Genomic DNA, 14,118 nt, shown 5'->3' with positions numbered 1-14,118 from the left:
TCACCGCGGCGTGCCGCCGCGGCTTTTGCCAGGGGCGGCTGGCGCACTGTACTGCCAATGCCACATCGCCGTCAGGCGTCCTCCGCCGCAATGTGCTCGACCCGGTACTCCTCCAGCCGCGCCCGGCATTGCGCCATCTGCGCGATGCTCAACTCGATTCCGCGCAAATCGGGCGGGATGTCCAGCGCCAGATGCAGATAGCGCGCGCCGCGCCGGCACACTTCGGCAGCCAGATGCACGGGCAGCGTGCCGACTACGACATCGCCCGCCGCCACCTCTCCGATCTGCAGATGCGGCACGTGCTTCACCTCGGTAAATCCCTGCTCCAGCAGCCAGGCCAAGGCCCCTGGATGCCGCGTCACCAGCCACGTCGCCATTGGGTGGTCACTCCCTGCTCTTTTCATCCTCGATGACGATTTGCGAAGGCGGCAGCGCCAGGCAATACACCTTCTGCCCACGGCCACCCTCGCCCGCGATTCCATATCGCCGCACGCCCACCTCACCGAAGTGCTTGCGGATTTCCTTGTTGATGCCGCTGACCAAAGGCTCCAGCCACTTGACCGGCTCACGCTGGCTTCGTCCCGGCTTGCCGCTCAGGCTGTCCTCGATGCTGGCATAGACCGCCGACATCTCGCCGTAGCAGTCCTTGGCAAGTTCGAAAATCTCATCCAGATATCCCATGGCATGCCTGGAACCGCGCGGATACTTGAATGCCTCGCGCAAGACCTGCCCCTGGCTGCCATCCTGCCCGCCGTGCAAACGGCGCAGCGCAAGCCAATGCAGGAACAACCCCTGCGTATTCGAAAGCGCAAGACGCTGCCCAGCCAGCTGCGCCTCGCATCTGGCTTCGCCCGCCATACGGTCCACCCGAATCCGCAGTTCCACCCCATGCGCCAGCCGGCTGGCGCGCTCGACCGCATCGGCGAACCCCAACCGCCGCTCGCTGAGCGCCTCGAACTCGCTGCTGCGCAGCCGCACCAAGGGAATCTGCGCCAGATGAATCTGCGCATCGGCCGTGCTCATCTCCCAGCCCTGCGGCCCTTGCAGCGTGCGCGGCTTCTTCGGCTTGAAGAAGAAATCGCGATGCTCGGTGAACCCCTCGGAGACCAGGACGTGCGACACCCGGTCCTGCTCGCGTCCATACAGGATCATCGCGTATCCCAGATAAAAGCCCATCGTCTTGCGGCCGCCGGCAATCGACGCATGAATCGCGGCGTCGGGATCGGCCGTCAGCTCCGCGACCCGGCGGGTGATGTGATCCGCCGCAATCCGGTTGTCATCCGGAGTCACGATGTCATGCAGCGGACTTCCGTCCTCCCGCGTGAAAACCTCGATGCATTCTTCGTCGAAGCGAATCCCCTCGAGCCCATAGTCTTCGCACAGCCGCGCGAGCATGGCGCGGTCCTCCGCAAGCAGCGAAAGCCGCGTCTGCTCCGCCCCGCGCGCCGTGGTCAGCACGCGGATCTCGGTCGGCACGAACGGCGGCCGCCCGCCCGTCTCCACTGCCAGCGCGTAGAGCGTTTCCGTGATGATCTGAGGGCTATTGCCGCTGACGCACAACAGGATGCGGCGCGGGAACACATGAGGCTGCATCGATCACTCCCAAGAGAACGTGCGAAATGATGACGTGCTGCAGGCCGGTTGCAACATCCGCAAGCTTGCGGGCGAAAGCCGGAAGCTCAGGCGCCCCCCAACGGACCAGAGGCTGCGGCAGGGCCAGTCACGGACAGCAGAATCAGCGCGATGACGATGGCCAGCAATGGCGGAAGCACGATTTGCCGGATACGCCACGCGATGACATGGAACGGGGTCGTCACCAGAAGCGGCGGGCTCTCCTGCTCTGCCTGATGCCCGGACACGCTGCGCACTCGATTTCCATCCAGCGATTCCGCAACCCCATCGCTGTCATCAGCAGCATCCTCATACCCAATCCATCTGCCTCCCTGCTCGATCACGCTCGGCAGCTCGACCAGGTGGCCGCAGTCGTCGCACTCGATCACGGGAATCGCGGCAAACTTGGGGTTGCGCCGCTGGCAGGCATCCGCCACCGCCCGCTTGAGGCCGCATTCGCAGCGGCGGTCGGCATTAGGCAGAAACACGATGTTGCTGGTCCGCTGCTCTTGCATCACAAGCCCACCGTGTGAACGAACAGCCACAGCACCATCACTTCCAGGTTCAGCAGCACCAACTTGCCGAACCCTCCCAATGCCTTCGTGTCGAAGCCGGATAGAACGCCGGCATTGAACAGGTACGGCAGCCCGATCACGCTGGCGGCCGTCGCCCAGGCCGGAACGTGGTGCGTCCAGACATAGGCCATGAGCGCAGCGCCGCCACCCCAGCCCAACAGGGCCGGGCCAAGGAGCATGAACATCGGGCTGATGAGGGAAGAAATCTCGCCCTCTGCCCGGATCGTCACGAATCCGGCCGACGTCCGGCTCGGCAACAGCTGGTAGCGCACCACGTCCGCACCGGTCAACATCCCGAACAGCATGTGCCCAAGCTCATGGAGGATGATGGCGGGCGCGATGATGACGCGCATCACGCGCTGCTCATACTGCACCCGCACCATCAGCACGCTCAGCATCGCCGTCAGCATCGGCACCACGAACATGAGCGCCGCCTGCTTGATGCTCATGCCGTCGCAGCCGCTGGCGCGACCGCCTCCATGTCGAGGCTGGAAGGCTGATAGATTGCCTGTCCGTTGACCATGCCGCATTCGAGGCTGGAATGGAGCGACGGTGAACGCTGGTCCAGCCGGCAAGGCAAAACCCACCCCATGGGCGGCGTGCTCGGCCGCTTCCACATGCGCGGCCCGCTCACACCGTTTCTGCCACTCCTGCACGCCGGACAATGGCTGCACGTGGGCAAACATGCAGCATTCGGGCAAGGGCGCTACCAGCTTGCAGACACCGGCTGAGCCACGACTCATTCGACGCGCACGCGAAGTTCACCGGATTCAGGGAAACTCTGAACTATTTGCACGCCATCGGTGACAATGAGACATCGCCTTTGGCGATGACGACTCATGCAAGCGACGTTCGGTGACGCCGAGGATCTGGACCAGCGCAAGCAAACATGACACCCCCATGCCCTCGCTACTGATCGCCGACGACCACCCGCTGTTCCGCGCTGCGCTCAAGCAGGCGGCGCGCGAGGCGCTGGGTGTGGTGGAGCTGTTCGAAGCCGGCACCCTGGAGGCGACGCTCGCGCTGCTGGAGGCGCAGCCGCAGGTCGATCTGGTGCTGCTGGACCTGCACATGCCTGGCAACCACGGGCTGGCCGGGCTGGCCGCGATCCGCGCGCAGTTCCCGGGCGTGGCGGTGGTGGTGGTGTCGGCCAACGACGATCCGCGAGTGGTACGGCGCGCGCTGGACCACGGCGCGGCCGGCTATCTGCCCAAGAGCACCGGGCTGGATGAACTGCGCGCGGCGATCACCGCCGTGCTGGCCAGCGAGACCTGGCTGCCGCCGGCGCTGCGCGCCAGCGTGGCGCGCGCGCAGAGCGCGCCGGGCGATGCCGACCTCGCCGCGCGGCTGGCCAGCCTGTCGCCGCAGCAGTTCCGAGTGCTCACGCTGGTCGCCGAAGGCCTGCTCAACAAGCAGATCGCGGACCGCCTCGGCGTGCAGGAGCGCACGGTGAAGGCCCACCTGACTGCGATCTTCGAACGCCTGGGCGTGCGCAACCGCACCCAGGCCGGGGTGGTGCTGCGCTCGCTGGAACTGAGCGACCCGGCCCGCCAGGTCGAGGTCTGACCCAGCGCGCGACTGGCGAATATTTCGCCAACACTCTTGACAGCCGCGCCACGCAAGGCGCGCACGCGGTTGTCCACATCGTTATACGATTTTCATCCACAGCCGCTGTGGAGAACCCGGATTCCGCGGCGGATCGCCACAAAAAAGACGTGGCGATTTTTTCGCCACGCCTCTTGACAGCCGCGCCACACAAAGCGCGCAGGCCATTATCCACATGCTTATCCGGATTTCATCCACAGCGGCTGTGGAGAACCGGCGCGCACATTACGCCTGCTCACAGGGTGGCGATGTCGATCACGAAGCGATACTTGACGTCGCTCTTGAGCATGCGCTCGTAGGCGACCTCGATCTGGTCCGCATGCACCATCTCGATATCCGCCACGATCCCGTGCTTGGCGCAGAAATCCAGCATTTCCTGGGTCTCCTTGATCCCGCCGATCAGCGAGCCGGCGATCGACTTGCGGCCAAAGATCAGGCTCGATACGGCTGGACTCGGATGCGGCGTGGCCGGCGCGCCGACCAGGCACAGCGTGCCGTCGCGCTTGAGCAGCGCGGTGAACGCATCCAGCACGTGCGGCGCGGCCACCGTGTCCAGGATGAAATCGAAGCTGCCGCGGTGCGCGGCCATCTGCGCCTCATCGCGCGAGTTCACCACTTCGTCAGCGCCTAGGGCATGCGCCTGCTGACGCTTGGATTCGCTGGTGGTGAATGCCACCACGTGCGCGCCCATCGCGTGCGCGAGCTTGATGCCCATGTGGCCCAGCCCACCGATGCCGACGATCCCGATCTTCTTGCCCGGACCAGCCTTCCAGTGGCGCAGCGGCGAATAGGTGGTGATGCCGGCGCACAGCAGCGGCGCCACCGCCGCCAGCTGGTCCTGCGGATGGCGCACGTGCAGGACGAACTTCTCGTCCACCACGATCCGCTGCGAATAGCCGCCGAGGGTATGGCCGGGGGCATCCGTGGTCGGGCCGTTGTAGGTGCCGACCATGCCGTTCTCGCAATACTGCTCCAGCCCCTCGTCGCAGGCCGCGCAGTGCTGGCAGCTGCCGACCATGCAGCCCACGCCCACGATGTCGCCCGGCTTGAAGCGGGTGACGGCCGCGCCGACCGCGCTGACGTGGCCCACGATCTCGTGACCGGGAACGCAGGGGTACAGCGTGCCCGGCCATTCGGAACGGATGGTGTGCAGATCGGAATGGCAGATGCCGCAATAGGCGATCTCGATCTGCACGTCGCGCGGTCCCGGCGCGCGGCGCTGGATCTCGAGGGCAACGACGGGTTGATCGGCGGCGTGCGCGCCGCGGGCTTTGACGGTCATGCTCATGGCAGGCTCCTGGTGGAGGGAAGTTCCATTGTGCGCCGAAGTGTGTCGCCTCGGTGCGAACTCCAGTGGAACAGCACAGGATCACAGGCGCGAATAAGCCCAGGACTGCATGCGTCCGTCGCGGTAGGGCATCACCCCGTGGAACGGGCGCGGATCGTCGTCGAACACCAGCGGCAGGAAGTGGCGGTCGCCCTCCCACAGCGGCAGGTCGAGCAGGTGCTCGCGCTCCACCCATTCCAGGGTGCCTTCCGGGTTGCGCTGCAGCGGGGTGCCGGTGAAGGCCTCGACCACGAACACGAAGCCCAGCCAGTCCTCGCCCTGCTTGCCAAAGCCGGGCCAGCTGATGGTGCCGCGCAGGCGCACGCCGGTGCACTCGATCCCGGCCTCCTCGCGCAGCTCGCGGCGCAGGCCGGCCAGCACGTCCTCGTCCCGCTCCAGCTTGCCGCCGAGGCCGTTGTACTTGCCCCAATGCGGATCATCCGGGCGGGCATTGCGGTGGATCATCAATACGCGTCGCCGGTCTGGCGAGAGCACATAGCCGAGGGTGGCGGCGATCGGGGTATAGGGCATGCGCACAGTGTAGCCGCGCGCCGCGGCGGCCTTGCGACTAACCCGGGATGCGCGACGGATGCGCGGCCAGCAGGCGGTCGAGCATCGATTTGAGCGCCAGCGGGCGCAGCGGCTTGGCCAGCAGCGGCAGCCCGGCCTCCTGCACCGCGCTGCGCACCGCGCCGGTCTGGTCGGCGCTGAGGATCAGGCAGGGCACGGCTCCGAAACGGGTGGCCAGGCGCGCATGCAGGCGGACGCCGTCATCGCCGCCATCCAGATGGTAGTCCAGCAGCCACAGATCGCAGGCGGACTCGGCCAGCAGGCGCGCGGCGACCTCGCCATCGGCGGCCGCCTGCACCCGGCAGCCCCAACCTTCCAAGATCCGGCACAGGGCTTCGCGCGCCGGCGCCTCGTTGTCCACCAGCAGCACCCGCAGGCCGGGCAGACCGCGGGTGGCGGCCCGCCCCGGCGGCCGCTGCGGCGGCGCTTCGGCCGGCCCCAGGCACAGGCCGAAGCAGCTGCCGCGGCCGGGCGACGAGCGCAGGGAAATCCCGCTGCCCAGCAGGCCGGCGATGCGCCGCGCGATCGCCAGCCCCAGCCCGAGCCCCTGCCCCGACGCGCCCTCGCCACGGCGGAACTCCTCGAAGATCGCCTCGCGCTGGGCATCGGGGATGCCCGGGCCGGTGTCGTGCACCTCGATGCATAGCTGGCCAGCGCGGCGACGCACGCCCAGCAGGATTTTTCCGCGCGCGGTGTAGCGCACCGCATTGGCCAGGAAGTTCTGCAGCACCCGCCGCAGCAGCTGCGGGTCGCTGTGCACCCAGGACCGGGTGGGCACGTAGCGCAGCTGCAACCCGCGCTCGGCGGCCAGTGCGCGGAACTGTTCGACCAGTGGTTCCAGCACATCCGCCAGTGGCAGGGCGCGCGGCTCTGGCACCAGGCCACCGGCCTCCAGCCGCGACATGTCCAGCAGGGTGGTCAGCAGGTCGGCGGTGGAATCCAGCGCTGATGCGATCTGCCGGGCCAGCTCGCGCTGCTCGCCGTCGCCGCGCTGCTGCAACGCATCCGCGAACAGGTGCGCGGCATGCAGCGGCTGCAGCAGGTCGTGCCCGATCGCGGCCAGGAACCTGCTCTTGGCATCGTTGGCCTGCTCGGCCTCACGCTTGGCCGCCTCCAGCAGCGCGGTGCGCTCCGATACGCGCTGCTCCAGGGTCTCGTTCACCCGCATCAGCTCGGCCTGCGCCCGGCGGAACGCGGTGACATCGGTGAAGGTAGCGACGAAACCGCCGCCCGGCATGGGGTTTCCGCGAATCTCGACGATGCTGCCGTCCGGGAACACCCGCTCCGACAGATGCGGGGTTCCGGCGCGCATGTGCGCCAGCCGCCGTTCCAGCGCGACATCCAAATGCTCCGGAGCGATTCTGGAGATATGCCGAAGCGCCCAGCGCGCGGCCTGCGCGATCGGCATCCCCACCCGCAGCATCCCACGCGGAAAGCCGAACAGCTCCTCGTAGCGCCGGTTCCAGGCCACCAGCCGCAGCTGGGCATCGACCACGCTGATGCCCTGGCTCATGTTCTCCAGCGCCGCCTCCAGCACCCGCTGGTTGAAGCGCAAATCCTGCGAGGCCTCGCCCACGATCGCGGCCACCGTATCGAGGTCGGCGCCTGGCGCGGCGCGGCGCGCGGCATCCAACAGCAGGCGCGCCGAAGCGCTGCCAAGCACCGCCGCCAGCTCGTGTTCAAGCCGCGACTCCAGCCGCGCCGGGACCGGCCCACTGGGCGGCGCGTCGCGCAGCAGCATGTTCACCCGCTCCGCCGGAAGAAAGCGCAGCCCCGCGCTGCGCAAGGTCGCCAGGTCCGCCCCGCGCGCGGCGCGCTGGCGCGGCGCGCCGCGCAGGACGGCCACCAGCCAGGTGGCGACGGTGCCGACGAACAGGCTGGCGCCGACCGCGCGGCCCAGCCGGCTCCAGCCGGTCAGGCCGAACATCGTCTCCGGCGCCAGCCATGCCAGGCCCAGCGGCCCCTCGCGGAGCCAGTGCGGCGTACTGCCCAGCGCACCGGCGAGCATCGGCACCAGCATCACCCAGGCCCAGACCGCGAATCCGGCCAGGATCCCGATGCTGGCGGCGATCGCCGGCGTCTGCGGACGCCAGACCGCGAACACCAGCGCCGGGGCCAGGGTGGCCAGCGCCGAGAACGACACCGCGCCGACGTCGGCCAGCGCCTCGTTGCCGCTGAGCAAGCGGCCGTAGCCCCAGCCCAGCAGCATCAGCAGCAGGATCCCGATTCGCCGCAGCCGCAGCAGGTCGCCACTGCGGTCGCCGCCCTGCGCGCGTGCCCAGGCCCCGCGCAGCAGGCCCGGGGCGAACCAGTGGTTGCCGATCATCAGGCTCAGCGTCAGCGTGCTCACGATCACCATGCCGGTGGCCGCGCTGAGCCCGCCCAGGAACACCAGCAGGGCGAGCCCGGCATGCCCCTGCGCCAGCGGCAATGCCAGCGCATACATGTCGGTGGGCACGCTATCGCCCAGCAGCGCCGCGCCCGCGCGCGCCAGCGCCAGGGTGGGCAGCGCGATCAACAGCAGGTATAGCGGGAACTGCCAGCGCGCGGTGCGCACGTCGGCCTCGTCGCGGCATTCCACCACCGCGACGTGGAACTGGTGCGGCATCACGAACATCGCCAGCGCGCCCAGGATCACCAGCGGCATGAACCCCCCGGCCGCCGCCTGCGGCGCCGGCGGCGGAAGCTCCGGCAGGCCGCGCAGGCCGAACCAGACGAACCCGCCCAGCGCCAGCATCGCCACCAGCTTGAACAGCGATTCGAACGCCAGCGCCAGCACCAACCCGCGGTTGTGCCCGGCGGCGCTGACCCGGCGGGTGCCGAACAGGATCGCGAACGCCGCCATCGCCAGCGCCACGTACAGCGCACCGTCGCGCCACGCCGGCGGCGCGCCGGCGTCCGCACTGGCGATGCCGGAGGTGAGCGTGGCCAGGCTCATGGTGATCGCCTGCAGCTGCAGGGCGATGTAGGGGATCAGGCCGAGTACCGCGACCAGGGTCACCACCGCGGCCAGCCACGCGTCCTTGCCCAGCCGAGTGGCGATCAGGTCGGCCAGCGAGGTGGCGTTGCTCTCGCGCGCCAACCGCGCCAGCCGCGCCATGAAGGCGATCGCCAACGCGTAGAACAGGATCGCGCCGACGAACGTGGGCGGCAGCGGCCAGCCGTAGCGGGCGGCCTGGGTGACCGTGCCGTAGAAGGTCCACGAGGTGCAGTGCACCGCCAGCGACAGCGCATAGACGTGCCGCCAGTGGCGGGCGAACACCCCCGGGTGGCGCTCCGCGTACAGACCAGTGCCGAACAGCAGGCCCAACCACAGCAGCGCGGCGGCCACCACCGCGGCGACGCTCAGCATGGCGCCGCCTTCAGGCAGGTATGGGGACGCGGGACATCATCGAGGCGCATTCGCGGTGAGGATAGCGCGACGGCGAGCTTACGCCCGCCGTCACGGCGTACCAACCAGAACGGGCGTGGATCAGAAGTTGTAGCGCACCGAGGCGTACCAGTTGCGCGGCAGCCCGTAGTAGGCGGTCTGGATGTTGGCCACGCTGGAGAACTCCTGACCGTCGATCATGAAGCGCTCGTCAGTCAGGTTGCGCACGCCCACCCGCACCTGCCACTTGTAGTCGGCCGAATCCCACACCCCGTACACGCCAACCACGGTGTAAGCCGGCTGGCTCAGCACGTTGCGGTTGTCCACCGACAGCCAGGTGCGGGTGCGGTAGGACACGTCGCCCCCAAAGCTGAGCATGCCGCCGGTGGCCAGCGGAATCGCGTGGTTCACCGCGATCCGGCTGGTGAAGCGCGGAGAGAACGGCACGTGCGCATGGCTGACGTTGGGGTCGTAGCCGGGGTAGCTGGGATCCAGCCGGAAATCGTCGAAGCGGTCGTACTTGGCATCCAGCCAGCTCATCTGGCCGGTGACGGTGGTGCGCTCGCCGAGCATCGCGCTGCCCTCCAGCTCCAGGCCCTGGATGCTCAGCGCGGCCGCGTTCAACACTGGGAATGTATTGACATCCTGCGACACACGCGCCTGAAAGTCCTTGTAGCGGCTGGTGAACGCGGTGATGCCGCCGCGCAGGCGATGGTCCGCGGACTCCATCTTCAACCCGGTCTCGTAGGTCCACACGTATTCCGGGTCGTACTTGGCATGGGCCACGTCATACGGGGTATTGGCGCGCCCGTTGAAACCGCCGGACTTGAAGCCGCGGTTGGCCGAGACGTACCACATCAGGCCCGCGCTGATCTTCTTCTGCAGGCTGACCGACGGGGTCACCGCGGTCCAGCTGGCGGCCGTGCGCGGGAACGGCACGGTGCCGTTGAGGCCGGTGAACGGCGCGCCCCAGAACGTACTGGTGGTGCGCTGATAGGCCTTGTGGTCGCGGGTCCAGCGGACGCCGGCAGACAGCGTCCAGCTCGGCACGAACTCCCAGGTGGCATGCGCGAAGGCAGCCGTGCTGGTGGTGGTGAGGTCATCGGCAATCGTGCGCAGGAAGCTCACCCGGTTGCCGGCCACCGCGTACAGATCGCTGGCGTAGGCCTCCTGGTAGGACGGCACGTGCTCGCGCATCCAGTACGCGCCGAAGATCGCGCGCAGGTGGCCGCCGTTGTCGTATTGCAGCTGCAGCTCCTGGCTCTTCTGATTCTGGTCGATGGCCACCAGCACGTCGCCCAGCTCCCATTTCGAGGCGTCGATGTCGATGAACGAATGAGTCTTGAGCTTGCGGTAGGCGGTGATGCTCTTGAGCAGCCAGGCCTGCGAGATGTTCCACTGCATGCTCAGGCTGGCGCCCTGGTGGGTCATCTGCTGGCCCTTGCCCGGCGCGAACGACGTCTGCGCGGAATAGTTCCACTTGCCGGTCTCCCCCGGCTGCAGCACCACCGGGCCGAACACCACGTCGGTGCGGATCAGGTTGGCCATCGGCCGGCCCATGGTCAGCGCCGCGTCCTGCTTGGTGTAGTCCAGCGACAGCATCGCCTGGAACGTCTCGCTGGGCCTGAAACCCAGCTTGGCGCGCACGCTGCGGGTGTCGTCGTCGTTGAAGTTATGGCCGCCGGCGCGGTTCTTCACATAACCGCCGTTGGTGATCCAGGCGCCCGCGATACTGCCGGCCACGCTGTCGGAAAGCTTGCCGCCGGCATAGAAACGCGCCTCGGCGCGGTCGTAATCGCCATAGGTCAGCTCGGCGGAGCCGCCCTCGTAATCGAACGGATTCTTGGTGGTGAGCTTGACCGCGCCACCGGTGGAGTTCTTGCCATACAGGGTGCCCTGCGGGCCGCGCAGCACTTCCACGTCGGCGATGTCGAACAGCGAGAACAACGCGCCGTTGATGCGCGAGTAGTACACGTCGTCCACGTACATGCCCACGCCCGGATCGAAAGTCTGCAGCGCATCCGGCTGGCCGATGCCGCGGATGAACACGTTCACGCTGTTGGCCGAGCCGCGGCCCTGCACGATGTTCATGTTGGGCACCGCACCCTGCAGTCCATCGACGTTGCTGGCCTGCAGGTCCTTGAGCTGGTCCTCGCCGAACGCGCTGACCGCGACCGGCACGTCCTGGATGGACTCGGCGCGGCGACGGGCGGTGACGGTGACGGTGTCCAGGGTCTTGGCCGTCTGCTCGCCTTCCCGGGTCTTCGCCTGCGGCGCGTCCTGCGCCAGCGCCGGCGCCCCGACCAGCAGCGACACGGCCAGCGCGCCGTGGATCGCCATGCTCAACTGCTTGCGTTTCATCTTCTCCCCTCCAGGTATGCGGGCGGCACGATTACCACCAATGCCGGGCACGGTAAGCGCCACCGCTCGCCGGCGGCATTGGACGTTCGGACAATGGGCTGCCCCGCCCCTGCCCCGGACACTCGCAGCCCTGCATCCGTCGTCGGGAATGGGCATGTCGTTTCTGATCGTGTTGGCCGCGCTGTGCTTCCTGATGCTGGTGGCCTACCGCGGCTACAGCGTCATCCTGTTCGCGCCGGTGGCCGCCCTCGGCGCGGTGCTGCTCACCGACCCGCAGCTGGTCGCGCCGATGTTCACCGGCCTGTTCATGGACAAGATGGTCGGCTTCCTCAAGCTGTACTTCCCGGTGTTCCTGCTGGGCGCGCTGTTCGGCAAGCTGATCGAGCTGTCCGGGTTTTCCAAGGCGATCGTGCAAGCCACCATCCGCGTCGTCGGCGCGCAGCGGGCGATGCTCTCCATCGTGCTGGTGTGCGCGCTGCTGACCTATGGCGGGGTCTCGCTGTTCGTGGTGGTGTTCGCGGTGTACCCGTTCGCGGCCGAGCTGTTCCGCCAGAGCGACATCCCCAAGCGGCTGATCCCCGGCACCATTGCCCTCGGCGCGTTCACCTTCACCATGGACGCCCTGCCCGGCACGCCGCAGATCCAGAACATCATCCCCACCACCTTCTTCGGCACCACCACCTGGGCGGCGCCGGTGCTGGGCACGCTGGGTGGCGTGTTCATCCTGATCACCGGCCTTGCCTGGCTCGACTGGCGGCGGCGGGTGGCGACACGCAACGGCGAGGGCTATGGCGATGCCGCGACGCTGGCGAACGAACCGGCCGCCTTCACCGGCGGCAAACTCGCCCACCCGCTCATCGCCGTGCTGCCGCTGCTGGTGGTGGGCGTGGCGAACAAGCTGCTGACGCTGTGGATCCCGCTGCATTACGGCGACAGCACCAGTTTCGTGCCGGCGGTGATCGGCAACCCCGCCCCGGTGGTGCAGGACACCTCCAAGCTGGTGGCGATCTGGGCGGTGGAAGGCGCGCTGCTGGCGGGCATCGCCTGCGTGCTGCTGCTGGCCTGGCGGCCGGTCAAGGCGGGATTCTCCGAAGGCAGCAAGTCCGCGATCGGCGGTGCGCTGCTGGCCGGGATGAACACCGCCTCGGAATATGGCTTCGGCGCGGTGATCGCCGCCCTGCCCGGCTTCCTGGTGGTCGCCAACGCGCTGGGCGCGATCCCCAACCCGCTGGTCAATGAAGCCGTGACCGTGACCGCGCTGGCCGGCATCACCGGCAGTGCCTCCGGCGGCATGAGCATCGCGCTGGCGGCGATGGCCGACACCTTCATCGCCAACGCCAACGCCGCCGGCATCCCGATGGAAGTCCTGCACCGCGTCGCCGCGATGGCCTCCGGGGGCATGGACACCCTGCCGCACAACGGGGCGGTGATCACCCTACTGGCGGTGACCGGCCTCACCCACCGCCAGGCCTACAAGGACATCTTCGCCATCACCTGCGTCAAGACCCTGGCGGTGTTCGTGGTGATCGCGCTGTACTACGCCTTCGGGCTGGTGTGAGCCTGCCTACAATGACGCGGTGAGCGCCCCGCAACGCAAGATCATCCACATCGACATGGACGCGTTCTACGCGTCGGTGGAACAGCGCGACGACCCCGCCCTGCGCGGACGTCCGGTGGTGGTGGCGTGGCGCGGGGCGCGCTCGGTGGTGTGCGCCGCCAGCTACGAGGCGCGCCGCTTCGGGGTGCGCTCGGCGATGCCGGCCCTGCGCGCGGAGCGGCTGTGCTCGCAGGCGGTGTTCGTGCCGCCGGATTTCAGCCGCTACAAGGCGGTGTCGCGGCAGATCCACGCCATCTTCGAACGCTACACCGACCGCATCGAGCCGCTGTCGCTGGACGAGGCCTACCTCGACGTCACCGCACCGAAGCGCGACCTCGGCAGCGCCACCGCGATCGCCGCCGAGATCCGCAAGGCGATCCGCGCCGAAATCGGGCTGACCGCCTCCGCCGGTGTCGCGCCCAACAAGTTCCTGGCCAAGATCGCCAGCGACTGGAACAAGCCGGACGGCCAGTTCGTCATCAAGCCGGTGATGGTCGATGCGTTCCTGGCCCCGCTGGCGGTGGGCAAGCTGCCCGGGGTGGGCAAGGTGATGGAGGCCAAGCTGGCGGCGCTGGGCATCGCCACCTGCGCCGACCTGCGCGCATTCGGCGCGCAGGCGCTGCAGGCGCGCTTCGGGCGCTGGGGCCTGCGCCTGCACGAGCTCGCGCGGGGGATCGATGAACGCGAGGTGGAATCCGAGCGCCCCACCCTGCAGGTCTCCAGCGAGGACACCTTCCCTGAGGATTTGCCGCTGGAAGCGCTGGAACCGCACCTGCGCCGGCTGGCGGGCAAGACCTGGGCGGGCTACCTGCGCGAGCGTGCGCGCCGTCCTGAACGGGTGGCGCGCACCGTGGTGCTCAAGCTCAAGACCGCCGACTTCCGCACCCTCACCCGCAGCCTGACCGCGCCGGAACCGCCAACCTCGGAACAGGCGCTGGCCGACACTGCCTGCGCGCTGCGCGCCCGCGTGGGCCTGCTCGCCGCGACCCGCTACCGGCTGGCCGGCGTAGGCCTGTCCGGCTTCAGCGAACCCGATGGTAGTCCGGCCCAGGATGACCTGTTCGGCTGACTGTTCGGCTGCGCCTACATTCGCATACGCTAG

12 protein-coding genes are annotated in these 14,118 nt (G+C 68.4%); 4 read left to right on the top strand and 8 right to left on the bottom strand.

From position 1 onward, the window contains the following. Positions 1-71 precede the first annotated feature (71 nt). The 4 genes from csx16 to ML342_RS02010 form a co-directional block, all read right to left on the bottom strand. Positions 72-377, bottom strand: a complete 306-nt coding sequence (gene csx16, locus ML342_RS02025; RefSeq protein ID WP_275672341.1) for a CRISPR-associated protein Csx16 — start codon at positions 375-377, stop codon at positions 72-74. Positions 378-384: 7 nt separating this feature from the next. Next, positions 385-1,593: a CRISPR-associated ring nuclease Csm6 gene (gene csm6 / locus ML342_RS02020; RefSeq protein WP_240125233.1), complete on the bottom strand. Its 1,209-nt coding sequence runs from the start codon at positions 1,591-1,593 to the stop codon at positions 385-387. A gap of 86 nt (positions 1,594-1,679) precedes the next feature. Beyond that, on the bottom strand, positions 1,680-2,126 hold the full coding sequence (locus ML342_RS02015) for a hypothetical protein (RefSeq protein WP_240125232.1): 447 nt from the start codon (positions 2,124-2,126) through the stop codon (positions 1,680-1,682). Then, a complete protein-coding gene (locus tag ML342_RS02010; protein WP_240125231.1) occupies positions 2,126-2,635 on the bottom strand; it encodes a hypothetical protein in 510 nt (169 codons plus the stop codon). Before ML342_RS02010 ends, ML342_RS02015 begins: the two co-directional genes overlap by 1 nt. 72 nt (positions 2,636-2,707) lie before the next feature. Here ML342_RS02010 and cas6 point away from each other — a divergent pair, with 72 nt between their 5' ends. Together cas6 and ML342_RS02000 are read left to right on the top strand one after the other, a co-directional pair. Then, positions 2,708-2,917, top strand: coding sequence for a CRISPR system precrRNA processing endoribonuclease RAMP protein Cas6 (cas6, locus tag ML342_RS02005; RefSeq protein WP_240125357.1), 210 nt, complete (start codon positions 2,708-2,710; stop codon positions 2,915-2,917). 169 nt (positions 2,918-3,086) lie between these two features. Then, a complete protein-coding gene (locus tag ML342_RS02000) occupies positions 3,087-3,752 on the top strand; it encodes a response regulator transcription factor (RefSeq protein ID WP_240125230.1) in 666 nt (221 codons plus the stop codon). 274 nt (positions 3,753-4,026) lie between these two features. Here the strand turns inward: ML342_RS02000 and ML342_RS01995 are convergent, their stop codons facing one another. The 4 genes from ML342_RS01995 to ML342_RS01980 form a co-directional block, all read right to left on the bottom strand. Further along, a complete protein-coding gene (locus ML342_RS01995; protein WP_240125356.1) occupies positions 4,027-5,073 on the bottom strand; it encodes an NAD(P)-dependent alcohol dehydrogenase in 1,047 nt (348 codons plus the stop codon). 87 nt (positions 5,074-5,160) lie between these two features. Further along, the gene (locus ML342_RS01990; protein WP_240125229.1) at positions 5,161-5,649 is read right to left on the bottom strand and encodes an NUDIX hydrolase; all 489 of its coding nucleotides are present in this window, start codon (positions 5,647-5,649) and stop codon (positions 5,161-5,163) included. Positions 5,650-5,686: 37 nt separating this feature from the next. Then, positions 5,687-9,040 carry a PAS-domain containing protein gene (locus ML342_RS01985; protein WP_240125228.1) on the bottom strand — a complete coding sequence of 1,118 codons (3,354 nt, stop codon included), beginning with the start codon at positions 9,038-9,040 and terminating at the stop codon, positions 5,687-5,689. Positions 9,041-9,160: 120 nt separating this feature from the next. Further along, entirely contained in the window at positions 9,161-11,419 is a 2,259-nt protein-coding gene (locus tag ML342_RS01980) for a TonB-dependent receptor (RefSeq protein WP_240125227.1), read from the bottom strand. A gap of 154 nt (positions 11,420-11,573) precedes the next feature. Between ML342_RS01980 and ML342_RS01975 the strand changes: the two genes are divergently transcribed. Beyond that, positions 11,574-12,977, top strand: a complete 1,404-nt coding sequence (locus ML342_RS01975; RefSeq protein WP_240125226.1) for a GntP family permease — start codon at positions 11,574-11,576, stop codon at positions 12,975-12,977. Positions 12,978-12,996: 19 nt separating this feature from the next. Beyond that, entirely contained in the window at positions 12,997-14,085 is a 1,089-nt protein-coding gene (dinB, locus tag ML342_RS01970) for a DNA polymerase IV (RefSeq protein WP_338064968.1), read from the top strand. The last annotated feature ends 33 nt before the right edge of the window (positions 14,086-14,118 follow it).

This window comes from Thermomonas alba, from assembly GCF_022419205.1.
In the GTDB taxonomy this organism is placed as follows: domain Bacteria; phylum Pseudomonadota; class Gammaproteobacteria; order Xanthomonadales; family Xanthomonadaceae; genus Thermomonas; species Thermomonas alba.
Note: the sequence above shows the minus strand (reverse complement) of the source record. Positions and strands in the feature narration are given on the sequence as shown.